At 52.5% G+C, this 23,557-nt stretch carries 19 protein-coding genes; 12 read left to right on the forward strand and 7 right to left on the reverse strand.

The annotated features are described in order from the left end of the window. Window positions 1-10: 10 nt before the first annotated feature. Window positions 11-1,687: a DNA repair protein RecN gene (gene recN, locus AC5E51_RS00175; protein ID WP_068435356.1), complete on the reverse strand. Its 1,677-nt coding sequence runs from the start codon at window positions 1,685-1,687 to the stop codon at window positions 11-13. Between the two features lie 166 nt (window positions 1,688-1,853). On the opposite strand from recN, the gene grpE reads away from it, so the two are divergent. The 4 genes from grpE (at window position 1,854) to dapB (ending at window position 7,109) form a co-directional block, all read left to right on the forward strand. After that, window positions 1,854-2,426: a nucleotide exchange factor GrpE gene (gene grpE, locus AC5E51_RS00180; RefSeq protein ID WP_068435357.1), complete on the forward strand. Its 573-nt coding sequence runs from the start codon at window positions 1,854-1,856 to the stop codon at window positions 2,424-2,426. A gap of 124 nt (window positions 2,427-2,550) precedes the next feature. Further along, window positions 2,551-4,467, forward strand: coding sequence for a molecular chaperone DnaK (gene dnaK / locus AC5E51_RS00185; protein WP_068435358.1), 1,917 nt, complete (start codon window positions 2,551-2,553; stop codon window positions 4,465-4,467). Between the two features lie 246 nt (window positions 4,468-4,713). Beyond that, complete coding sequence (gene dnaJ, locus AC5E51_RS00190) at window positions 4,714-5,838, forward strand: molecular chaperone DnaJ (RefSeq protein WP_076513440.1); 1,125 nt, start codon at window positions 4,714-4,716, stop codon at window positions 5,836-5,838. Between the two features lie 467 nt (window positions 5,839-6,305). Continuing rightward, on the forward strand, window positions 6,306-7,109 hold the full coding sequence (dapB, locus tag AC5E51_RS00195) for a 4-hydroxy-tetrahydrodipicolinate reductase (protein WP_491777905.1): 804 nt from the start codon (window positions 6,306-6,308) through the stop codon (window positions 7,107-7,109). A 252-nt stretch (window positions 7,110-7,361) separates the two neighbouring features. On the opposite strand, the gene AC5E51_RS00200 is transcribed toward dapB, so the two are convergent. Together AC5E51_RS00200 and AC5E51_RS00205 are read right to left on the reverse strand one after the other, a co-directional pair. Then, entirely contained in the window at window positions 7,362-8,126 is a 765-nt protein-coding gene (locus tag AC5E51_RS00200; RefSeq protein ID WP_139325707.1) for an SRPBCC family protein, read from the reverse strand. Between the two features lie 123 nt (window positions 8,127-8,249). Continuing rightward, the gene (locus AC5E51_RS00205; RefSeq protein ID WP_491777906.1) at window positions 8,250-8,864 is read right to left on the reverse strand and encodes a TetR/AcrR family transcriptional regulator; all 615 of its coding nucleotides are present in this window, start codon (window positions 8,862-8,864) and stop codon (window positions 8,250-8,252) included. 364 nt (window positions 8,865-9,228) lie between these two features. On the opposite strand from AC5E51_RS00205, the gene carA reads away from it, so the two are divergent. From carA to greA, 3 genes are all read left to right on the forward strand, one after another. After that, window positions 9,229-10,377, forward strand: coding sequence for a glutamine-hydrolyzing carbamoyl-phosphate synthase small subunit (gene carA / locus AC5E51_RS00210; protein ID WP_301387704.1), 1,149 nt, complete (start codon window positions 9,229-9,231; stop codon window positions 10,375-10,377). A 22-nt stretch (window positions 10,378-10,399) separates the two neighbouring features. Further along, on the forward strand, window positions 10,400-13,615 hold the full coding sequence (gene carB / locus AC5E51_RS00215; RefSeq protein ID WP_491222432.1) for a carbamoyl-phosphate synthase large subunit: 3,216 nt from the start codon (window positions 10,400-10,402) through the stop codon (window positions 13,613-13,615). Between the two features lie 117 nt (window positions 13,616-13,732). Further along, the gene (greA, locus tag AC5E51_RS00220; protein WP_068437926.1) at window positions 13,733-14,209 is read left to right on the forward strand and encodes a transcription elongation factor GreA; all 477 of its coding nucleotides are present in this window, start codon (window positions 13,733-13,735) and stop codon (window positions 14,207-14,209) included. 112 nt (window positions 14,210-14,321) lie between these two features. Here the strand turns inward: greA and AC5E51_RS00225 are convergent, their stop codons facing one another. Next, a complete protein-coding gene (locus AC5E51_RS00225) occupies window positions 14,322-15,341 on the reverse strand; it encodes a fatty acid desaturase family protein (protein WP_491777907.1) in 1,020 nt (339 codons plus the stop codon). A gap of 125 nt (window positions 15,342-15,466) precedes the next feature. On the opposite strand from AC5E51_RS00225, the gene AC5E51_RS00230 reads away from it, so the two are divergent. Next, a complete protein-coding gene (locus AC5E51_RS00230; RefSeq protein ID WP_491777908.1) occupies window positions 15,467-16,276 on the forward strand; it encodes a PaaX family transcriptional regulator in 810 nt (269 codons plus the stop codon). 34 nt (window positions 16,277-16,310) lie between these two features. Here the strand turns inward: AC5E51_RS00230 and AC5E51_RS00235 are convergent, their stop codons facing one another. From AC5E51_RS00235 to AC5E51_RS00245, 3 genes are all read right to left on the reverse strand, one after another. Continuing rightward, on the reverse strand, window positions 16,311-16,829 hold the full coding sequence (locus AC5E51_RS00235; protein ID WP_068437929.1) for an acyl-CoA thioesterase: 519 nt from the start codon (window positions 16,827-16,829) through the stop codon (window positions 16,311-16,313). Window positions 16,830-16,982: 153 nt separating this feature from the next. Beyond that, the gene (locus AC5E51_RS00240) at window positions 16,983-18,107 is read right to left on the reverse strand and encodes a beta-ketoacyl-ACP synthase III (RefSeq protein WP_491777909.1); all 1,125 of its coding nucleotides are present in this window, start codon (window positions 18,105-18,107) and stop codon (window positions 16,983-16,985) included. A 98-nt stretch (window positions 18,108-18,205) separates the two neighbouring features. Beyond that, window positions 18,206-18,508, reverse strand: a complete 303-nt coding sequence (locus tag AC5E51_RS00245; RefSeq protein ID WP_297530411.1) for a YhbY family RNA-binding protein — start codon at window positions 18,506-18,508, stop codon at window positions 18,206-18,208. Window positions 18,509-18,624: 116 nt separating this feature from the next. On the opposite strand from AC5E51_RS00245, the gene rlmE reads away from it, so the two are divergent. The 4 genes from rlmE to glmM all read left to right on the forward strand — a co-directional run bounded on the left by rlmE (window position 18,625) and on the right by glmM (window position 23,517). Further along, window positions 18,625-19,245 (forward strand): 23S rRNA (uridine(2552)-2'-O)-methyltransferase RlmE, encoded by a 621-nt coding sequence (rlmE, locus tag AC5E51_RS00250; protein ID WP_491777910.1) that lies wholly within the window; start codon window positions 18,625-18,627, stop codon window positions 19,243-19,245. Window positions 19,246-19,316: 71 nt separating this feature from the next. After that, window positions 19,317-21,254, forward strand: a complete 1,938-nt coding sequence (gene ftsH / locus AC5E51_RS00255; RefSeq protein ID WP_491777911.1) for an ATP-dependent zinc metalloprotease FtsH — start codon at window positions 19,317-19,319, stop codon at window positions 21,252-21,254. A gap of 93 nt (window positions 21,255-21,347) precedes the next feature. After that, on the forward strand, window positions 21,348-22,190 hold the full coding sequence (gene folP / locus AC5E51_RS00260) for a dihydropteroate synthase (RefSeq protein ID WP_491777912.1): 843 nt from the start codon (window positions 21,348-21,350) through the stop codon (window positions 22,188-22,190). After that, window positions 22,183-23,517, forward strand: coding sequence for a phosphoglucosamine mutase (gene glmM, locus AC5E51_RS00265; RefSeq protein WP_491777913.1), 1,335 nt, complete (start codon window positions 22,183-22,185; stop codon window positions 23,515-23,517). The genes folP and glmM overlap by 8 nt, the downstream gene beginning before the upstream one ends. Window positions 23,518-23,557: the final 40 nt, after the last annotated feature.

Below are 23,557 nucleotides of genomic sequence, written 5' to 3' on the forward strand. Positions count from 1 at the left end.
GCCAGACGCTTTAAGAACCTGCCATGGCCAGCATTTCACCCGCATGAGCCAGTGTCTGTTGAGTGATTTCAACGCCGCCCAGCATGCGCGCCAGCTCTTCTTTACGCTGAGAGGTGCTTAGCGTGCGGATGCTGGTATGGGTCGCAGTGTCGCCACTTACTTTACTCACCTGAAAGTGATTGTGCGCCTGTGCCGCCACCTGAGGCTGGTGGGTCACACACATAATCTGGGCTTGTCCGCCAAGTTCGCGCATCAGGCGCCCGACACGTTCAGCAGTGCCACCGCCCACACCCACATCGACTTCATCGAAGATCAGGCATGGGGTATGAGACGTTGCTGCAGTGACGACCTGAAGCGCCAGGCTGATTCGTGAAAGTTCGCCACCGGAAGCCACTTTAGCCAGGGGACCTGCGGGCATGCCTGGGTTGGTCTGCACTTCAAAGCCAACAAAGTTCAACCCGTGTGGACTCAGATCAGCCTCAGACAACTCATCACAGCGGGTTGTGAAAATGGCCTTACCAAGGCCAAGAGAGTCGAAGTGACTGCTTACTGCGCTGCTCAGTTTGCTGGCCGCTTTCTGACGCTTAGCAGACAGCTGCTGAGCGCCTTTCAGGCAGATCGCTCTGAGATTGGCCACTTCTTCTTCCAATGCTTCGAGGTCATCGTCTGACAGGCTCATGGCTTCTAAGGCCGCTTCCTGTTCCTGCCAGTGTGCATAAAGCGACTCGGGCCGGATCTGATGTTTACGCGCCATGCCGTACAGTTCACTCAGGCGAGCATCGATCTGCTGCAGGCGATGTGGGTTCATGTCGATGTTATCAAGATACCGCTGCAGGGAGCTGGCCGCTTCGTCCAGCTGAATCTGTGCCTGATTCAGCATGTCCCGGACTTCGTCGAGCAGGGGGTGTGTATCATTGATGTTATCGACCTCCTGCAGGGCCCGGTGAATCATCTGGCTGGCGGCATCGTCGCCGGAGTCTCCGCCGTTACAGACGATCATGGCCGACTGGCCACAGATCAAGGTATTCTCTGCACCGGATAACCGTTTCTGTTCGAGCTCGAGATCGCTGAGTTCGTCTTCTTTCAGGTCTAGTTCCCGCAATTCACTGACCTGATACTCCAGCAGTTGTCTTTGCGCCAGAAGTTCGCTGCTGGATTCACGGAGTGTGTGTAAACGCTTCTCTTCTTTCTTCCAGGCTGAAAACCCACGGCGAACGGTCTCTGCGAGGGGGTTTAGCCCTGCATAGGCGTCGAGAATGTCACGTGCGGCGTCTTTTTCCAGCAACCGTTGATGCGCGTGTTGTGAATGAATGCCGATAAGGTGCTGCCCAAGATCACGAAGGTCGGCTGCAGACACCGGACGGCCGTTCACATAACCACGTGAACGGCCTTCTGCAGAAATGACCCGACGAAGTATAACGTTATCGTCGTCGGCAGGGAGTTCATGCTGCCTGAGCCATTCCAGAGCGGCGGCATTGGTAGAGAAAGTTGCCGCGACATCGGCTTTATCCTGCCCCTGTCGCACAGCTCCGGCTTCTGCACGTTGCCCCAGTGTCAGCCCCAGTGCGCCCAGCAGAATAGACTTACCGGCGCCGGTCTCACCGGTGATAACCGTCATGCCTTGAGAGAAATCGAGCTCCATATGCTCGATCAGGGCGAACTGATGAATCGACAGTGAGGTCAGCATACGACATCCTCTGGTCTGAATGTATATACAGTGTTTTTATATACAGTATCGGTTTCTGTCAAGGTGTTTTCCATGAACCGGGATTGAAAACAGGGGTTGAACTGCCAACGGCTGGCCCCATATAGCCGACAGCGATATGAATTAAGACCGATGACAGAGGTGACTGATGTCTGAAGAACAGAAACCCCAGGAAGAAATTCTGGAAGAAACTGCCGAACAGGAAGCGGTTGAAAACGCTGATGTAGAGGCAGAAGCCCCGGCTGATGCTGAGTTGGAAGCTGCCCGTGCGGAAGTGGCAGAAGCCAAAGATCAGGTCCTGCGTGTGCAGGCTGAAATGCAGAATGTTCGCCGTCGTGCAGAGCAGGACGTCGAAAAGGCGCACAAGTTCGCTGTCGAAAAGTTCGCCAACGAAATGTTGACCGTTGTCGATAATCTGGAGCGCGGTCTGGCTGCAGCGCCGGAAGAAGAAGCGACCAAAGCGATCCGTGAAGGTATGGAAATGACCCTTTCCGGCTTAATCAGTTCGCTTGAACGCTTCAAAGTTGAGCAGGTAAACCCGGAAGGCGAGCCTTTCAACCCAGAGCTACATCAGGCAATGAGCATGGTTGAAAATGCAGAACTGGCGCCAAACACAGTCATGGCCGTGATGCAGAAGGGCTACACCCTGAATGGCCGTCTGCTGCGCCCAGCAATGGTGATGGTCAGCAAAGGCGCCGCTCAGATCGACGAGAATGCCTGATAAAAAGTATGGAATAAGGTCTTGAAAGCAAAAAACGTGACCTTATATAGCTAACAACGACAGATAACGCTGTTTTTACAAAGTTTCAGATAGCCGCAGCAGGCGGCAAATTGGAGATTCAATTATGGGTAAAATTATTGGTATCGACCTCGGCACCACTAACTCATGTGTTGCGATTATGGACGGTGACAAGGCGCGTGTTATTGAGAACGCCGAAGGTGATCGTACAACCCCTTCTATCATCGCTTACACCGACGACGAGACTCTGGTTGGTCAGTCTGCAAAACGTCAGGCTGTTACTAATCCACAGAACACGCTGTTCGCAGTTAAGCGTCTGATCGGTCGTCGCTTCAAAGACGACGTCGTTCAGAAAGACATCAAAATGGTGCCTTACAAAATCATCGAAGCGGGCAATGGTGACGCTTGGGTTGAAGTGAAAGGCGATAAGTTTGCACCGCCACAGGTGTCTGCAGAAGTTCTGAAGAAAATGAAGAAAACTGCAGAAGACTACCTGGGTGAAGAAGTGACTGAAGCAGTAATTACTGTTCCGGCTTACTTCAACGATTCACAGCGTCAGGCAACAAAAGACGCCGGTAAAATCGCGGGCCTCGAAGTCAAGCGTATTATCAACGAGCCAACTGCAGCGGCGCTGGCGTACGGTATCGACAAGCAGTCGGGTGACCGTACTATCGCGGTATACGACCTGGGTGGTGGTACATTCGATATCTCTATCATCGAAGTTGCGGACGTAGACGGCGAGAAGCAGTTTGAAGTTCTGGCGACCAACGGTGACACCTTCCTTGGTGGTGAAGACTTTGACCTGCGTCTGATCGAATACCTGGCGGACGAATTCAAGAAAGAAAGCGGTATCGATCTGCACAACGACCCGCTGGCCCTGCAGCGTCTGAAAGAAGCCGCAGAAAAAGCGAAAGTTGAGTTGTCTTCAAGCCAGCAGACTGACGTAAACCTGCCGTACATCACTGCTGATGCGTCTGGTCCTAAGCACCTTAACGTCAAAGTGACCCGCGCTAAGCTGGAGTCGCTGGTAGAAGAGCTGGTTAAGCGTTCACTCGAGCCATGCCGCACTGCACTTGCGGATGCTGATCTGAGTGCGTCAGAAATTGACGAAGTCATTCTGGTGGGTGGTCAGACCCGTATGCCAATGGTTCAGAAGGCGGTTTCTGAGTTCTTCGGCAAAGAGCCACGTAAGGATGTTAACCCGGATGAGGCAGTTGCTGTCGGTGCATCGATTCAGGGTGCGGTACTGTCAGGCGATGTTAAAGACGTTCTGCTGCTCGACGTGACTCCGCTGACCCTCGGTATCGAAACCATGGGTGGCGTAGCAACCCCAGTGATTGAGAAAAACACCACGATTCCTACTAAGAAATCGCAGGTATTCTCAACCGCAGAAGACAATCAGACCGCGGTAACCATTCACGTGGTACAGGGTGAGCGTAAGCAGGCTGCGCAGAACAAGTCACTGGGTCGTTTCGACCTGGCAGACATTCCGCCAGCAGCACGTGGTATGCCACAGATTGAAGTGACCTTCGACATCGATGCCAACGGTATTCTGAACGTTAGCGCGAAAGACAAGGCGACTGGCAAAGAGCAGTCCATCGTGATTAAAGCGAACTCGGGTCTGAGCGACGAAGAGATCGAGAAGATGGTGTCTGACGCGGAAGCAAACGCTGAAGCGGATAAGAAGTTCGAAGAAATGGTTCAGGTTCGCAACACAGCGGATGGTCTGATCCACGCGACTCGTAAGACACTGGAAGAAGCCGGCGACAAAGCGACCGATGATGAGAAATCAGCCATCGAAGCAGCCATCGCTGACCTGGAAGAAGCACTGAAAGGCGACGACAAAGACAACATCGAAGCCAAAACCAATGCTCTGACAGAAGCGTCTTCATCTCTGGCGCAGAAGCTTTACGCAGAGCAGGCAGCACAGGCTGAAGCCGCAGGTGGTGCAGAGCAGGCGGACAGCGCTTCTCAAGACGACGATGTAGTTGACGCTGAGTTCGAAGAAGTTAAAGACAAGTAATATTTGGACCTGGCTGCGTTGCTATCGCGGTGTTGGAAAAGAGTTCGGAATGCTCATGTATGGCTTATACACTGCGCTTCCTTACTCTTTTCCGCCTTGCGCTAGCGGCCTCGCCGACGGTCCGGAGACTGCGTGACGAGTTTTTGTTACGCCTTTGTCATAGTAAGAACAGTGGACGCGGCAACCAGTTTGCCGCGTTTTACTTCGTAGCGGAGCTGCGAAGCGGTTTTAATTAACAGGTGAATCATGTCCAAGCGGGATTATTACGAAGTTCTCGGTGTTAGCCGGGATGTCGACGCGAAGGAGCTGAAGAAGGCTTACCGTAAACTGGCGATGAAGTACCATCCGGACCGTAACCCGGATGATAAAGATGCAGACGCTAAGTTTAAGGAAGCGACTGAAGCCTACGAAATTCTGGGTGACCAACAGAAGCGTGCCGCGTACGACCAGTATGGTCACGCAGGTGTCGACCCGAACGCCGGTGGCGGTGGTTTCGGTGGCGGCGGTGCTAACTTCAGCGACATCTTTGGCGATGTGTTCGGTGATATCTTTGGTGGCGGCGGTGGCCGGGGCGGTCGCGGTGGACCACAGCGTGGTTCAGATCTGCGTTACACCATGGAGCTTTCTCTCGAAGAAGCCGTACGCGGTATCGAGAAGAAAATCCGTGTACCCACCCTGACAAGTTGTGAAACCTGTGATGGCTCAGGTGCCAAGCCAGGTACGTCACCTAAGACCTGTGGTACCTGCGGTGGCGCGGGTCAGGTGCGTATGCAGCAGGGCTTCTTCTCTGTGCAGCAGACCTGTCCGACCTGTCGTGGTCAGGGCACCATGATCGAAGATCCGTGCAACAGCTGTCACGGTCGCGGTGTGAAAGAAGAAACCAAAACGCTTTCAGTGAAAATTCCACCGGGCGTCGATACAGGTGATCGTATTCGTCTGTCAGGCGAAGGTGAAGCAGGCGCTATGGGTGGCCCAGCAGGCGACCTCTACGTTCAGGTGTCGGTGAAAGAGCATGAGTTGTTCCACCGGGATGGTCGCAACCTGTATTGCGATGTGCCGATCAGCATTGTTGATGCAGCACTGGGTGGCGAACTTGAAGTGCCAACCCTCGATGGTCGTGTGAAACTGAAGATCCCAGCGGAAACACAGTCAGGCAAACTCTTTCGCTTGCGTGGGAAAGGCGTAACGCCAGTGCGTGGTGGTACCGCCGGTGATCTCTTGTGTCGCGTGCAGGTAGAAACGCCAGTGAACCTGACGAATGAGCAGAAAGATCTGCTGATGAAGTTTCAGGAGTCGCTGACAGGAGAAAAGCATTCGCCACAAAAAAAATCCTGGTTTGAGGGGGTTAAACGCTTCTTCGAGGACATTTGACCAGACCTGTCTGCATCGTCATTACGGCGTTAAAAGAGGCCCGGAAATGCTCATGTATGACTTATACACTGCGCGTTTCCGGGCCTCTTTTGCCTTGTACTGACTTCTTCGCCGACGGTTTGGTGTATCGATGAGATTGTCGTTACCTACGAAATTGCTCACGTACTAAAGTACGCTCCGCGCTCTCGATCGAATTTGCCTTGCTCCGGCGGCCTCGTTAACGCTATCAATTCATAAGCGGCTACCTCAGATAGTTATAATTCCCTGAATGCTCATGTATGACTTATACACTGCGCGTACCCGGGCCTCTTTTGCCTTGTACTGACTTCTTCGTCAACGGTCTGGCGTCGTAATTTGTAGTAGCGCACCCCATGCGCGACACTCTGGCCTTTCCCGCGCTTTTCCTTACCCCATGCCTTCGGTATCCTTAGGCCGTCTATTTATCCTATCTACAAAGCAGAAGAATAATGACCCGAATTGCTATCACCGGTGCTGCCGGTCGTATGGGGCGCGTGCTGATCGAAGCCGTCCACAATGATGAAGCCGCTGAAGTCGCAGGTGCGATCGTTCTTGAGAATGACCCTATGGTTGGTGTTGATGCCGGTGCCATTGCTGGTCTGGCCACGACCCTGGACGTGAAGGCTGTCACTTCGGTCGAAGAAGCAATCCCTCACTTCGATGTACTGATCGACTTCACTTCGCCTGAATCGACCATGGCGAATGTCGAACTGTGCCAGAAGCATGGCAAAGGCATTGTGATTGGCACGACAGGACTGACAGATGAACAGAAGTCGAAGTTGAAAGCGGCTGCGGCAGATACCCGTATCGTATTTGCGCCTAACTACTCAGTGGGTGTGAACCTGTGTCTGAACCTGCTGCGCATGGCAGCCAAGGTGATGGGTGAAGACAGTGATATCGAAGTGATCGAGATGCACCACCGTCATAAAGTCGATGCGCCATCCGGTACTGCACTGCGCATGGGCGAAGTCGTTGCAGAAACCATGGGCTGGAATCTGAACGAAGTGGCTTGCTACGGCCGCGAGGGCCAGACGGGTGCTCGCCCGCACAAGCAGATTGGTTTTGAGACCATTCGTGGTGGAGACGTTGTCGGTGACCACACTGTGATGTTCGCCACCGAAGGCGAGCGTGTTGAGGTGACTCATAAAGCACAGAGCCGTATGACCTTTGCGAAGGGCGCTGTGCGTGCGGCGAAGTGGCTGACTGAGCAGCCAGCAGGGCTATACGATATGCAGGACGTTCTGGGGTTCTGATCTCTGCGTGCTGAGCTCGCTGATACTGCCTTAAAAACTCCTTCGGAATGCTCATGTACTACTCGTACACTCCGCTTCCTCATCAGTTTTTGCCTTGTCGCAGCGTCGCTCAGCAACCCAGAGTTAATCATCAGTTTTCTCTAGTCAGCGCGGAATGCTCATGTATTACCTATACATTCCGCTTCCTTGCTGACTTTTGCCAGACACAAAAAAGGCCGCGATTGCGGCCTTTCTTATATCTGGTGATCAGGATCAGTCATCGTTTGGATCGAGCGGATCACTGTCGTCCAGTTCGTCGATCTTGGCGAGCAGCGCTTTCAGACCTTCTTTATCTTTGGCTACACTCGACAGGTCGTCTGGAGTTGCGTCACTGAAATCACGGTCGCCTTCTTCCAGCAGGTCACGCATACCGCTGAGTGTAACGTATGGGGCTCGGCTGGATACGGCGTTTGCCAACCATGAGGGTAGTCGTCCAGCGAGATCAACGAATGTGGTGAAGCGCACCTTAGTCATGTCTTCACTGAGTGGTGTGATTTCGAACAGGTTCGAGAATTCGCGAATCTTGACCATGTTGTCATGCTCAGGGCCGATATCGTCAATGTTACGGCTGCTGATGTAAATCACGTCGTTCTCGATCCACGATTTGCTTTTGATCGTTACGTAGCGGGCAGCGACGGGCCATACGCCCTTGTATTCCATGTAGCTGTATTCCGGCGGGACGGCCGCGCTGTCACGACAGAAGTAGACCCACTTGTGCAGGTCTTCCGGTGTATCGATGGTCAGCAGAATATTCAGCGCGGGCTCGTTAAGAATCACTTCACCGCGAAACTGTTTTACGTCTGCTCCGGGGATTGCCCGGCGCCAGGTCGAAACTTCGCCCACCTCATCGCCTGAGGACGTGACTTCCCATGGGATGGAATCATCGATTTCTGTGACTTGTGGTTCAGCGTGTGCACTGAAAGGTATGGCCAGTAGCAATGCAGCGGCCGCCGCACAGGAAAACATTGCGCGTTTCACGGTATGAGTCTCTTGTTGTGATAATTTTTAATAGGTTAACCCCGAGAGGCCATGCTATGTAAGGTTGTTCTGGGCCGCAAGCGGAGAACACGCCACGTGTGTGGCGCGTTATAACCCGAAGGGTCAGGCGGGGCTAACCCCCAGAGTGTGACTGAAGCCTCTTGATATGAGCTCTCGGATGGCAGACTCGTCTTCTGCGTCAGGGCTGAAAACCATCATTACCAGCATATGGGCATTGCCCAAGGCCCATCGGGCCCGGTCATGAGCGGGCAGACCCGGAGCCAGCCGACCGTCATTAACGGCATTTTGTATCTGTGTTTCTATCAGAGACATCATCTGGTTCTGGAATGTGAGATAGCGTGGCCATGTATCTTCACGAACCGAAGAACTCCATTCCAGCCATATCTTAAAATAGTCTGGATAGGTCTTACACGCCTGAATGATAGTGGTGATGCAGTGGTCAAGAACCTCTGCAGCACTGCCTGGTTTCTCGACGGCACTGACGGAGAGATTGATCAGATAGTTTTCGACTTCGTCCAGTACTTCATCTACCAGAGCTTCACGGGTATTGAAGTAGTTGAAAACTGTAGCAACTGAGACTCCGGCCCGTTGAGCGATTTCAGTGTGCCCGGCCCGGCCGATACCGCGAAGAGCAAACACTGAAATAGCGTCTTTCATCAATAGTTGTTTGCGCTTGGAAGGATTCATTCTGCGGCGGACGTGCGCTTCTCCATGCATGGTCTGGCCCCGTGTTTAGTTATTTTCCTGATGGGACACAAGTATGGGGCAAGGCTGATAAAAAAGGGAATACGTTAATAACAAAACTTATACAATAGTATTAGTTTGTATCAGGGCTGTAACTCTTCGCGGAAACGTCTGGTGGGATTAGCTCACGTGGACAATCAGTCAATATTTCTGTATCATCCCGCGCAATTTACGTATGTACAGCGGACGCCAGTCACGCACTGTCAGAATTGATCCGGAAGCGGGATGGAGTCAGAAAAGTCACCATCCCGCTTTTTTACGGCTCACGCAAGGACGGTCGGGCGTCAGCGGGGCGCATACGCTACCAGTTTTATCGTAAAATTTCGGGGAACGAGTCTTGTCTACGCCAGCAATTCTAGCTCTTGAAGACGGCAGCATCTTTAAAGGTACCAGTATTGGTGCAGAAGGTCTGTCTGTCGGAGAAGTGGTATTCAACACCTCTATGACCGGTTATCAGGAGATCCTCACCGATCCTTCTTATGCCCGCCAGATGGTTACTCTGACATACCCTCACATTGGTAACTACGGCACCAATGATGAAGATGAGGAGTCAAACGACGTCCATGCTACCGGTCTGATCATCCGTGATCTGCCACTGATTGCGTCTAGTTTCCGTAATCAGAAAGCATTGGATGTGTACCTGAAAGAACACAATGTTCTCGGTATCGCTGACATTGATACCCGTCGCCTGACCCGAATCCTGCGTGAAAAGGGCTCGCTCAACGGCTGCATGATTGCACGTGAAGACGCGCATTCTGACGCTGCGGTTGCTGAAGCGCTGGAAGCGGCTAAAGGCTTCCCGGGTCTGAAGGGCATGGACCTCGCTAAAGAAGTCACTGTTTCAGAGTCGTATAAGTGGACTGAATCAGACTGGACGCTGGGTCAGGGTTACGGCCAGGTCAGTGATCCTAAGTTCAAAGTCGTGGCATACGACTACGGTGTGAAACGCAACATTCTGCGCTTATTAGCAGAGCGTGGTTGTGATCTGACCGTCGTACCGGCGCAGACGCCCGCGTCTGAAGTGCTGGCAATGAATCCGGACGGTATCTTCCTGTCCAATGGCCCGGGCGACCCTGAGCCGTGTGATTACGCCATCAGTGCGATCAAAGAAATTCTTGAAACTAAGATCCCTGTGTTCGGCATTTGCCTCGGGCATCAGTTGCTGGCTCTGGCGTCCGGCGCCCAGACTGAAAAAATGCCTCACGGTCACCACGGTGGTAACCACCCGGTTCAGGACATCGAGACGGGTCGCGTGATGATCACTGCTCAGAACCACGGTTTTGCTGTGACTGAAGCGTCACTTCCTGCGAACGTGAAGGCGACGCACAAGTCGCTGTTCGACGGTACTCTGCAGGGTATCGCGTTGACGGATCGTCCGGCATTCAGCTTCCAGGGTCACCCTGAGGCGAGCCCAGGTCCAAAAGACGTTGCGCCACTGTTCGACCACTTTATTGAATTGATTGAAGCTGCCCAGGCCGCGAAGTAACAGAAACAGGAAATACCGAGACATGCCAAAACGTACAGACATACAAAGTATTCTGATTATCGGTGCTGGTCCGATCGTTATCGGTCAGGCCTGTGAGTTCGACTACTCAGGTGCACAGGCTTGTAAAGCACTGCGTGAAGAAGGTTACCGGGTTATTCTGGTGAACTCTAACCCAGCGACCATCATGACTGACCCGTCGATGGCCGACGCGACCTATATCGAGCCTATTACTGTCGAAGCCGTCGCTAAGATCATTGAAAAAGAACGTCCTGACGTACTGCTGCCAACCATGGGTGGTCAGACTGCACTGAACTGCGCTCTGGGTCTGGAATCTGCGGGCGTACTGGAAAAGTTCGGCGTAGAAATGATCGGTGCGAACGCTGACACCATCGATAAAGCGGAAGACCGTGACCGCTTCGATAAAGCCATGAAGGCAATTGGCCTTGAGTGTCCACGTGCCGGTATCGCGCACAGCATCGAAGAGGCACGTGAAGTTCAGAAAACTCTGGGTTTCCCCTGCATCATCCGCCCATCCTTCACCATGGGTGGCACCGGTGGTGGTATCGCGTACAACAAAGAAGAGTTCGAAGAAATCTGTACCCGTGGTCTGGACCTGTCTCCGACGAACGAGCTGCTGATTGATGAATCTCTGATTGGTTGGAAAGAATACGAGATGGAAGTGGTTCGTGACAAAAACGACAACTGCATCATCATCTGTTCTATCGAAAACTTCGACGCGATGGGTGTCCACACCGGTGATTCCATCACGGTTGCGCCGGCACAGACGCTGAGCGATAAAGAATACCAGATCATGCGTGACGCCTCTCTGGCAGTACTGCGTGAGATCGGTGTAGAAACCGGTGGTTCTAACGTTCAGTTCGGTATCAACCCGAAAGACGGCCGTATGGTCGTGATCGAGATGAACCCACGTGTGTCCCGTTCTTCGGCATTGGCATCGAAAGCGACCGGTTTCCCGATTGCTAAAGTGGCTGCCAAGCTGGCTGTTGGTTACACCCTGGATGAGCTTCAGAACGATATCACTGGTGGTGCAACTCCGGCATCGTTCGAACCGTCGATCGACTACGTAGTTACTAAAATTCCTCGCTTCACCTTCGAAAAATTCCCTCAGGCGGATGGTCGTCTGACGACTCAGATGAAGTCTGTGGGTGAGGTGATGGCGATCGGCCGTACTCAGCAGGAGTCTCTGCAGAAAGCCCTGCGTGGTCTGGAAGTGGGCTCTGTTGGTTTCGACCCAATGGTGGATCTGAAAGACCCAATGTCCCGCGACAAGGTTATTTCTGAACTGCGTACGCCAGCGTCTGAGCGTATATGGTACGTGGGTGATGCTTTCCGTCTGGGTATGTCGGTTGAAGAAGTGTACGAGCACTCTGCCATTGACCCTTGGTTCCTGGTGCAGATTGAAGATCTGATTAAAGAAGAAGAAGCTGTGGCTCAGAGCAGCCTGCAGGCGCTGAATGGCGACCGCATGTTCCGCCTGAAGCGTAAAGGTTTCTCCGATGCGCGTCTGGCACAGTTGCTGGGCGTGACCGAAAAGACAGTCCGTAAGCACCGTCACAAGCTGAATATTCACCCGGTATACAAACGTGTGGATACCTGTGCGGCAGAATTCGCGACAGACACCGCGTACATGTACTCCACGTACGAAGAAGAGTGTGAAGCGAATCCGTCAGATCGTGAAAAAATCATCGTTCTGGGTGGTGGCCCTAACCGTATTGGTCAGGGTATTGAGTTTGACTACTGCTGTGTACATGCGGCGCTGGCATCGAAAGAAGAAGGTTTCGAAGCCATCATGGTCAACTGTAACCCTGAGACAGTATCGACCGACTATGACACGTCAGATCGCCTCTACTTCGAGCCGGTGACTCTGGAGGATGTTCTGGAAATCGTTGCTAAAGAGAAGCCTAAAGGCGTTATCGTTCAGTACGGTGGCCAGACACCACTGAAACTGGCTGACGAGCTGGAAGCATCCGGTGTACCGATTATCGGTACGTCACCAGAGGCGATTGACCGCGCTGAAGACCGTGAGCGTTTCCAGCAGATGATCCAGCGTCTGGGCCTGAAACAGCCAGTGAACGCGACCGTGACTTCCACGGAAGAAGCGATCGCTAAAGCGACTGAGATCGGCTATCCGCTGGTGGTGCGTCCATCCTATGTACTGGGTGGTCGTGCGATGGAAATCGTTAACAACGAGAAAGCGCTGCGTCGCTACATGACCGAAGCCGTTAAAGTCTCTAACGACTCTCCGGTACTGCTGGATCACTTCCTCGATCGCGCGATCGAAGTCGACATCGATGCAGTATGCGATGGCGAGCAGGTGGTTATCGGCGGCATCATGCAGCACATCGAGCAGGCGGGTATTCACTCCGGTGACTCTGCGTGTTCACTGCCTCCATACAGCCTCGCCAAAGACGTGCAGGACAAAATGCGCGAACAGGTTGCGGCAATGGCGATGGAGCTGGGCGTTATCGGTCTGATGAACACTCAGCTGGCGTATCAGGATGGCGAAATCTACGTGATTGAGGTGAATCCTCGTGCCTCCCGTACGGTTCCATTCGTGTCTAAGTGTATTGGCACTTCACTGGCAGCGATTGCTGCGAAAGTGATGACGGGTAAAACTCTGGCGGAACTTGGTTTCACCACGGAAGTCGTACCGTCTTACTTCTCAGTAAAAGAAGCGGTCTTCCCGTTCAATAAATTCCAGGGTGTCGATCCGATTCTTGGCCCTGAAATGAAATCGACCGGTGAAGTGATGGGTGCAGGCAGCACCTTCGGTGAAGCCTTCTTCAAAGCTCAGTTGGGCGCAGGCGCATTCCTGCCGAATGAAGGTCTGGCGTTCCTGTCAGTCCGTGATGCAGATAAAGAAGGCGTTGTCGAAGTGGCAAAAGGCCTGATCGCTTGTGGCTTTAAGGTAATTTCTACTGATGGTACCTGTCGAGTTCTTCGTGAAGCGGGTGTCGAAAGCGCTCGCGTTAACAAGGTGAATGAAGGTCGTCCACACATTGTAGATATGATTAAGAACGACGAGATCGCTCTGATCGTGAATACGACAGATGGCCCTCAAGCGATTGTTGATTCTGCTGACATTCGTCGCAGCGCGTTGCAGCACAAAGTTTACTACACCACCACACTGGCAGGTGCAGAAGCTGTTGTTGAAGCATTGCGTTCAGAAGGTCTGAAAGAAGTTCGTCGTCTGCAGGAGTTGCACGCTTCGATTTAATTCAGTCGAAGTGCGCTATTCCGATATCGCGAATGACATAACGACATTAAAAATAATATCCAGATGCCCGAAGTAACGGACTTCGGGCATCTTCTATAGCAAGGGAGTCAAAATACGATGCAAAAGTATCCTATGACTGTCGAAGGTGAAAAAGCACTGCGTGAAGAACTGCAGCAGCTAAAAACGGTTGAGCGCCCTCGGGTAATTCAGGACATTGCAGATGCGCGTGAGCACGGCGACCTGAAAGAAAATGCAGAATATCATGCAGCGCGAGAGCAGCAGGGCTTTATTGAAGGCCGTATTCAGGACATTGAGGGTAAGCTGTCGAATGCTCAGGTGATTGATATCAAATCAATCCCGCACAGTGGTAAAGTTCTGTTTGGTACGACGGTAACCATCATCAATGTCGAGACCGACGAGGAAGTGGAATATCGGATCGTGGGTGATGACGAAGCGGACATTAAAAATAACCGTATTTCTGTATCCTCGCCGATTGCTCGTGCACTGATTGGTAAGGAAGAAGGGGACACTGTCGTGGTGAATATCCCTAGTGGTACGGTTGAATATGAAATTGACGAAGTGAAGCACGTGTAATCTCAGTGTTAACTTCGTGAGTGAAACAAAGAAGCCCGCATCCAGCGGGCTTTTTTGTTGGGGTGGCTCAAAGAGCCGATAGGGTACTGCTAGTAGGGTGCTACTATTGAGATTACTGGATTGAAGAGGCTGTTTTCAGAACCTGCCAGTAACTCGGAGGGGACGGGGTGATTTTATGTTTTTGCATCAACTTATGAAGCTCCGGAAGTTGCCAGAAAGGCACAGAGACCAGGGCGTGATGCTCAATGTGATAGTTAACATGACACGGCGCGAACAGGGCTCGTGCCATGATGCCAGCACGTGTCGTGCGGGTGTTTTTTAACATATCGCCAGTACGCTCTGTTACCGCGTGTTCGGCAATCGCTCGCACCCGGATACAGAAAGGGTAAGTAAAAAGATACGCTGCCCACCAGAGTGCAAAAAGTTCTGTCAGGTTAAGGCTGAATGTGATGGCGAAGAATGCCGCATGGAATATCAGAGTGCGTCGGCTGTTGATGAAAAACGCGCGGAAGTGATCGCACTTTTGCCAGCCCGGACGCTCCAGGCGGTCGACGACACCCGTAACGTTCCAACGAATCAGCTCGGCATTCATCATGGCCAGGCCAATCAGTGACTTCAGCCCCGTCTGGCCGGTGAAATCCCGAATGAACTTGCGCATCAGGGATTTCTGGGTAGTGGGAAATCCTTCAATCAATGGTAGGTCAACATCCTTGTCGGTCCCGGTATGAATATGATGCTGAGCGTGGTGGTGGCGGTATTTTATAAGGTCGAGATAGACAGGGGCAGCACATAGCCAATGAGTTACTGTGTCATTCAGCTTGCTGCTGGCAAAGAGTGTGCGGTGAGCACCTTCGTGGGTCAGGATGGCCAGGGCCAGGATGCGTCCGCCAAGGAATAGCACACAGAGGGCAACCACAGGGACAGACCAGTCGCCCAGTTGATCCATAGCGAGCCAGGCCGTGCCAAGCAATAAGGATATCGCCAGCCAGCAATTGGCTACTCCGATGGCGCCCTGGAGATCAGAACGCTGCTGTAGTCGCCGGATGGTGTCTTCGCCGAGAATATCGTTTAGCCGCTGTCGGGCAGATTCTCTAAGCAGGCCGGTTTCGAATAAATCTCTGTCATCTTTCATATGTCACACCAGACCTGGTTTTTTATTATAAATATTACGGTATATGGCATTTTGAGATAAGTCTAGTAATTATTCCTTTCAGGCTGATATGTTAGTATGTGATCACAACAAGATAAGAACCCCCTATGCCTGACTCCGATAGTCCGTACCCCGCAAAGAAACTAATTCTGAACCTTGTTAAAGAGGCGCAGCAGCCCATCTCTGCGCAGGTGATGGTACGTATGGCAGAGCTTTTTTCTGTTGAAGCAAACAATGTCAGGGTCACTCTGAATCGCCTTGCGCGACAGGATCTGTTGGATCTGACTGAGCGTGGTGTGTATGTGCTCGGCCCTGCAGCGCGGCATCTGGCTGAGCGTCAGAGTGCCTGGCGGCGTACAGAAGACAAAGTACGGCCGTGGGAAGGACAATGGATCACTATCTACACGGCGCACTTGGGGCGGCGTGACCGGAAGATGCTGCGCCAGCGCCAGAGGGCAACACAAATGCTGGGCTTCAGTGAGTTCTATCAGGGGTTGCTCATCCGGCCTGATAACCTGCAGGCTTCTTTAGCTGATCTTACTCAACAGCTGTTCCATCTCGGGCTGGAATCTGAGGCGTGTGTGTTTCGCGCAGACGGTTTTAATGAGGAGTCTGAACCTTCACCGGAAGCACTCTGGCCGGTTACAGAGATTAATGCCCGTTATCGAGAAAATACGGAAGAGATGCTCAGCTGGCGGTCTTCATTTGAGAATAAGCCGCTGGATGTAGCTGCGCGGGAATGCTTTTTGATTGGTGATCGGGTGCTTCGTGATATTGCTTACGACCCGCTTCTTCCAGAGCAGATTGTTGACCAGCAGGCGCGCAGTGAGATGGTGGCAACCATGGCCGATTTTGACGACCTGGGTAAGTCTATCTGGCGCGAGCTGATCAGCCGCTTTATGGCAGACCAGACCTGATTGGTCTGGCTGTCGTTCTTGTGTGGCGCTGGAGTTACGGGCAGCTGACGAGATCTACGCCCAGCTCATCCGAACCATCATCCGCTTCAATGGCTTTCATCATTTTCTGCAGGCGCTTGCCGGCCTCGCGACGCTTCATTGCTTTGTTGTAGCGTCGAACCTGAACATCGTCTTTCAGTTCCAGCGGTGGCAGTGGCGTTGGTTTGTTGTTCTCGTCCATGGCTACCATATTGAAGTAGCAGGTATGAGTATGGCGGACGGTTTTCAGTTTAATGTCTTCGGCGATGACTTTGATGCCGATCTCCATCGAGGTGCGGCCAACGTAGTTGACCGTCGCGAGACAGGTGACCAGCTCACCAATGTGAATGGGCTGCTTAAACAGTACGTTATCTACAGAAAGGGTGACGGCATAGTGGCCGCTGTATCTCATTGCGCAGGTGTATGCGACTTTATCGAGAAGTTTAAGTAATTCTCCGCCGTGCATGTTGCCGGAGAAGTTGGCCATGCCGGGGGTAACCAGCTCGGTCATTTCGGTCTGGATAATCTGACCCATGAATCTTACCTTGGTTTAGACAAGCGCTCATTTTGTCAGATTATCCGATATTTATCAGCGGCTTAGTGCTAACGTCGCCTTTGTCGTACAAGAAAAAGATCAGGCAAATAAAAAGCCGCACATGTGCGGCTTTAAGGATCGGGCTGTCAGGCGTTATATTTTCTCGACTAACAGGCTGCCGACTGAGTAACCCGCACCGAATGAGCAGATCAGACCTTTCTCTCCACTTTCGAAGCCGTCTTTGTGGCGGTGGAAAGCGATCAGAGAGCCAGCAGACGCTGTGTTTGCGAACTCATCAAGAACGATCGGTGTCTCGTTCGCTTCAGGTTCACGTCCAAGTAGCTTCTTGGCGGCAAACATGTTCATCGTCAGGTTAGCCTGATGCAGCCACATGCGCTTGAGGTCGCTGGCCTCAAGGTGGTTCTCACCTAACTGTTCTGTAATGAAGCCGGTGACCAGAGGCAGTAACTCTTTGAAGACTTTACGTCCATTCTGGCGGAAGTAAGGACGGTCTTCTGGTAGCTGGTCGTCACTGAAGTTGTGATCGGTGTAGTTCCCATCACAGCGAATGTTGTCAGAGAAGGTAGTCATCTGCTTTGTGTCGAGTACGCGGAATGCGTAATCTGCTGTACAGGTATCTTCGAGTTCCATGACAACTGCGGTCGCGACGTCACCGAAAATAAAGTGGCTGTCACGTGATTTGAGATTGACCTGAGGAGAGGCGAACTCAGGATTTACCACCAGAACACACTTTGCTGTCCCAGCCTTGAGGGCTGTGAAGGCGTTAATCATTGCAAAGGTCATGGTCGAGCAGGCAATCCCCATATCGTACGCGAACCCTTTGATGCCCAGTTTCTGCTGAACTTCAACCGCGGCAGACGGATAGGGACGCTGATGATTGGTGGTGCCCATGATCACCAGATCGATGTCTTCCGGCTTTTTATTGGCTTGCTCCATCGCTTCCCGACCCGCCGCAATAGCCATAGTGACTGTTTCTGGCTCGTCACCGGCCAGGGCTGGCTTGAAAGTGGGTGCCATACGCTCAGGGTCCAGCATCCCTTCTTTATACATCACATAACGCGATTTGATGCCCGAAGCTTTCTCAACGAACTCGCTGCTTGATGTAGGTAATGCTTCAACATCTCCCGCTTCAATCGCGGCGGCATTTTCAGCATTAAACTTTTCAACGTAGGCGTTGTACGCCTGGATGAGTTCATCGTTGGAGACAGTGTGTGGCGGAATAAAGAGGCCTGAGCCTGAAATAACAATGTTCGACATCGCTGCTTAACCTTTTTTATTTTGCATTATCCCCGCTGCGGGCTCGGTATCCAACCTCTGCACGGGTCCGGTGGTTAATTTGTCCTGATTTGCGGCGCTCAGCGCTGCAGGTTTGATAAAGCCGGTTTTGCTTTCGGGTTCCGTCGCAGAAGCAGGGCGGTGTTGCCGATCTGCTGGACCAATTCTACTCCGGTACGTTTGACCAGCTCAGTGATGACCGCTTTTTTAACCTCACGATCACCGACTGATACTTTGATTTTTATCAGTTCGTGATCATCGAGAGCACGGTTCAGCTCTTCCATGACGCCATCAGTGAGGCCGTTGCCTGCCACTGTGACAATAGGGTTCAGGGTATGGCCAATAGATCTGTAGGCCTTCTTCTGTTCGTTGCTTAACGCCATAGGGTTCGGTCGCTCGACTTTAAGGTGTAAAATATGGCCAAAGTATACCTCAGGTGCATGAGAATAACTGCACTCTGAGTGCCTCGCAGACGTAAAATTACGGAGTACATGGCCTTATGGCGCGCTCGAAATCCAGTGCTGACTGGTTGAAAGAACACGTTGATGATATCTGGGTCCAGAGAGCGCAGCAGGACGGTTATCGTACGCGTGCCAGCTACAAGCTGATTGAACTGGATGACAAAGACAAGTTGATACGTCCGGGGTCCGTTGTGGTTGACCTGGGTTCTGCGCCGGGAGGTTGGTCTCAGGTAGTTGCTCAACGGGTTGGTGAGAAGGGTCTGGTGATCGCTTCAGACATCCTGGAAATGGATGCCATCGCTGATGTGACCTTTATTCAGGGGGACTTCACCACAGAAGAAATCTACGACCAGCTTGTCGATGTGATCGATGGTCGTCCGGTAGACCTTGTAATCTCGGATATGGCCCCCAATATGAGTGGTATGTCGTCTATTGACCAGCCTGGCGCTATGTATCTTGTAGAGCTGGCGCTGGACATGGCGCGTCAAGTGTTGAAACCAAACGGCAGTTTCGTAGCCAAAGTGTTTCAGGGCGAAGGCTTCGATGCTTACCTGGCTGATATGAAACAGTCGTTTGCGAAAGTAATGATTCGTAAACCTAAAGCATCACGAGCGCGGTCACGCGAGGTGTATATCGTCGCTAAAGGTTTCCGTCCCTGAGCATTGGCTGCTAAGCTAAGCATAGTGATTCCGGCCGCATAGCGGTCTGTACGAGTAAGGTGGTGCCTCACATGGCAAAGAATTTCGTTTTATGGGCTGTTATCGCCGCTGTGCTGATGATGGTGTTTCAAGGGCTTAACCCGGTAGACCGCAGTAACAGTTGGTCCTACTCGGAGTTCATGAAGGCTGTCGAAAGCGGTCAGGTGGAATCAGTAACTATCTCCGGACAATCCATCAAGGGTACATCCCGTGGTGGCCAGGCGTTCGAGTCTGTATTACCGGCGTTTGATGACAAACTGATGGATACTCTGTTGGTTAATGACGTCGAGGTGATCGGCGAAAAACCAGAGAAGCAGAGCTTCCTGTCTCAGTTACTATTGGCCTCCTTGCCGATACTTATCATTATCGCGGTGTTCATGCTGTTTATGCGCCAGATGCAGGGTGGCGGTTCTGGTCGTGGCGGCCCGATGGCCTTCGGCAAGAGCAAAGCCAAGCTGCTGAGTGAGGACCAGATTAAGACGACATTTGGTGACGTTGCTGGTTGTGATGAAGCCAAAGAAGATGTGAAAGAGCTGGTTGAGTTCCTGCGTGAGCCAGGCAAGTACCAGAAGCTGGGCGGTAAGATCCCTCGCGGCGTTCTGATGGTTGGTCAGCCTGGTACTGGTAAAACACTGCTGGCGAAAGCGATTGCTGGTGAGGCTCGTGTACCTTTCTTTTCAATTTCCGGTTCTGACTTCGTCGAAATGTTCGTTGGTGTCGGTGCCTCTCGTGTACGTGACATGTTCGAGCAGGCTAAGAAGCAGGCTCCTTGTATTATTTTCATCGATGAGATCGATGCAGTGGGTCGCTCCCGTGGCGTAGGTATCGGCGGTGGTAACGACGAACGCGAACAGACCCTGAACCAACTGCTGGTTGAGATGGATGGCTTCGAGGTTAATGACGGCATCATCGTGATTGCTGCGACTAACCGTCCGGACGTGCTCGACCCAGCGCTGCTTCGCCCGGGCCGTTTTGACCGTCAGGTTGTGGTCGGTCTGCCGGATATTCGCGGTCGTGAACAGATTCTGCAGGTGCACATGAAGAAAGCACCTGTGTCTGACGATGTGAACGCATCTCTTATTGCTCGCGGTACTCCAGGCTTCTCGGGGGCAGATCTGGCTAACCTTGTGAACGAAGCTGCTCTCTTTGCAGCCCGTGCGAATCGCTCTGAAGTGACGATGGAAGAGTTCGAGAAGGCAAAAGACAAGATCCTCATGGGTGCCGAGCGCAAGACCATGGTCATGTCTGAGAAAGAGAAAGAAAATACGGCGTACCACGAGGCTGGTCACGCGATTGTTGGCCGACTCGTGCCCGAGCACGATCCAGTCTACAAGGTATCTATCATTCCGCGTGGCCGTGCCCTTGGTGTGACTATGTTCCTGCCTGAAGAAGATCGTCACTCAATCAGTAAGCGTGGTATTGAGAGCAACATCTGCTCGCTCTACGGTGGACGTATCGCTGAAGAGCTGACCTTGGGTAAAGAAGGCGTGACCACGGGTGCGTCCAATGATATCGAGCGTGCAACCAAGTATGCGCGTAACTATGTCACCAAGTGGGGCCTTTCTGACAAGTTGGGTGCTCAGTTGTACTCGGAAGATGAGCAGAACGGTTATCTGGGTAGCTCAGGTGGTGGTCAGATGGCCCATCTTTCTGATGATACTGCGCGTTCTATCGACTCTGAAGTTAAAGAACTGCTGGATCGTTGTTATCAGCGTGCGACTCAGATTCTGGTCGATAACCGCGATAAACTTGAAATGATGAAAGATGCTCTGATGGAATACGAAACAATCGATTCTGATCAGATCGACGACATCATGTCGGGCACCAAGCCGCGTCCGCCGAAAGGCTGGGGCGATGGTTCAGGTGGCTCTCCGGCAGTGTCTGCGGATGATTCGGTTGAAAAAGAGTCTCGTGACATGGCCAGTGATGACGATGATGTGGCAGGTGAGCCTGCTGGCGAACGTCAGTAGTCACTTAAGGCTCTGATGTCTCATACAGGCACCGGTTTCCGGTGCCTGTTTTGTTATAAATCCCCTCGTATGATCTGATCCGGACCTCTTCCTGTGAAACTTTCTTGTGGTAATCGCACTCTTGATCTGAGTACCGCCCACGTAATGGGTATCCTCAATGTTACGCCTGATTCCTTTTCCGATGGTGGCCAGTTTAACCAGCTGGATAAAGCCATTGCTCATGCCGAGAGTATGGTCGCTGATGGGGCTACCATTCTGGATGTGGGCGGTGAATCCACCCGTCCGGGCGCAGCCTCAGTATCCTTCACCGAAGAGCTTGAGCGAGTAGTGCCGGTTGTTGAGCGCATCGCGACCAGACTGGATGTTGCGATATCTGTGGACACGAGCACCGCAGAGGTCATCAGAGAGTCTGCTAAAGCCGGCGCACACCTAATCAACGATGTGCGCGCGTTGCGAAGAGAAGGTGCTCTAAAGGCCGCTACAGAGACAGGCCTGCCTGTATGCCTGATGCATATGCAGGGCGAACCTGACACTATGCAGAAGAACCCGAGGTACGATGACGTTGTCCAGGATGTCAGAAATTTTCTCAAAGAGCGCATCGAAGCCGCTCAGGCCGCAGGCATAGCCTCTGAACAGATTCTGCTTGATCCGGGATTCGGATTTGGTAAAACGCGTATACACAATTACACGCTGTTGAATCGCCTTGAGCAGATCACAGCGCTGGGATACCCATTGCTGACGGGGTTATCCCGTAAACGTATGATCGCTGATGTGCTTAACGCCAGCAACGACGCTACCGAGCGTGATGATGCCAGTGCGGCAGCGGCAACAGTTTGCGCGATGAAGGGCGCACGCATCATCCGGGCGCACAATGTTAAAAAGACCTGGGAAGCGCTGCAGGTCGTGAATGCAACCCTGAGGGAAGGGCATGAGTAGAAAGTATTTTGGCACCGATGGTATCCGTGGTCGGGTCGGTGAAGGGGCGATTACCCCTGAGTTTGTTATGCGTCTTGGTTGGGCTGCCGGTAAGGTGTTTGCCAAACGTGGAGTGAGCCGTATTCTGATTGGTAAAGACACGCGTATTTCCGGCTATATGTTTGAATCAGCCCTGGAAGCCGGGCTGTCTGCTGCCGGTGTTGATATCGGGTTATTGGGGCCTATTCCTACGCCAGGCATTGCTTATCTCACACGTACTTTCCGTGCCGATGCCGGCATCGTCATCAGTGCCTCGCACAACCCTTACTATGACAATGGCATCAAGTTCTTCTCAGCTGACGGTACCAAGCTGCCCGACGAGGTGGAGCTTGAGATTGAGAGCTATCTGGATCAGCCGATTGAGTGTGTTGAGTCAGATAAACTGGGTAAGGCCGTCCGCATCAACGATGCGGCCGGGCGGTATATCGAGTTCTGCAAAGGTACGGCAAATTCTCTGAATCTGCGTGGCCTGAAGTTGGTGCTGGACTGCAGCAACGGAGCAACCTATCAGATTGCTCCGTCAGTATTCAGTGAACTGGGCGCTACGGTGACCACCATTGGCAATACCCCAGACGGTCTGAATATTAATAAGGACTGCGGCTCTACCTCGCCAGAAAAACTTCGTGCTGCGGTTCTGGAACAGAAAGCCGACCTTGGTATCGCTTTTGACGGTGACGGCGATCGCGTCATGATGGTCGATCACACTGGTGAACTGGTCGACGGCGACCAGTTACTCTACATCGTTGCCAGCCATGCTGCCGAACAAGGCCGGTTAAATGGTGGTGTTGTTGGTACTCAGATGAGTAACCTCGGTCTGGAGCTGGCGCTCAAAGAACAGGGTATTGATTTCGTGCGCGCAAAAGTGGGCGACCGCTACGTGATGCAAAAACTGGTTGAGCACAACTGGCGCTTCGGTGGTGAATCGTCCGGCCACCTCCTTTGTCTGGATGCCAATACTACAGGCGATGGAATTGTTTCAGCGCTGCAGGTGCTGGTTGCTCTTCGCGATACTGGCGTCGGTTTACGAGAGTGGACTGAACGCATGAGTAAAATGCCACAGACCATGATTAATGTTCGTCGTCAGCGTGATCTGGATGTTATGGCTAACGAGCGTGTTCAGCAGGCGCTGTCTGCCACTGAGAAAAAACTGGGTGATCGTGGACGCGTGCTGTTGCGCCCATCGGGCACTGAGCCACTCGTTCGGGTCATGGTAGAAGCAGATGACCCGGCAGTAACCCAGTTACTGGCTCAGGAGCTGGCAGAAGAAGTCAGTAAAGCGCTGGCTTAGACTGTGGTCACCGGCCTTGACTATCTTGTTTCAGAGGAGC

The sequence above is a fragment of the Thalassolituus sp. genome (genome assembly GCF_984348125.1).